This window comes from Bradyrhizobium sp. NBAIM08 (genome assembly GCF_020193935.1).
GTDB lineage: Bacteria > Pseudomonadota > Alphaproteobacteria > Rhizobiales > Xanthobacteraceae > Bradyrhizobium > Bradyrhizobium yuanmingense.
Window position 1 is genome coordinate 1 of the sequence record NZ_JADYVR010000396.1, and the last position, 444, is coordinate 444.

Annotated in this window: 1 protein-coding gene; it reads right to left on the bottom strand. The window is 66.0% G+C overall.

The window, feature by feature from the left end; all coding sequences use genetic code 11:
- Positions 1–413 (bottom strand): aminopeptidase P family N-terminal domain-containing protein (locus tag I6F37_RS40090; RefSeq protein ID WP_225154391.1); only part of this gene is annotated, 413 nt, incomplete at its 3' end.
- Positions 414–444 lie beyond the last annotated feature (31 nt).

Here is a 444-nt window from a genome sequence, read left to right on the forward strand (position 1 = left end):
ATGCCCGCGAGGACCTTGTACGGGCTCTCGTCTTCCTGCCAGACGCGGACGTCAGTCGAGAACTTGATCAGCTCGCGCGCGCGTTGCTCTTCGAAGCCCGGCGTGATCCACGCGAGCTCGCCGCGCGCCGGAATGACGACGCCGAACGGCCGCTCGCTGTTTCCCCATCGCACGCCCGTGTAGTAGAACAGGCTCGACCCGCCCTCGAGGAACATCGCGGCGATGCCGTTCTCGGTCATGAGCCGCCGCGCCTTCTCGATACGCGCGAGCCGCTCGGCGTCGGAGATCGGCTCGATGACGGTCGGCATCGGCTCGAGCTTGGCGAGCGGAGCGAGATCGATGTCCAACGAGGTGCCGACTGCTGCGGCGCCGACGAGTGCCGCCGAGCGGCCGACGAACTTGCGTCTGTTCATGTTTACCATTGCGGGAGGGATGGCATAGAAT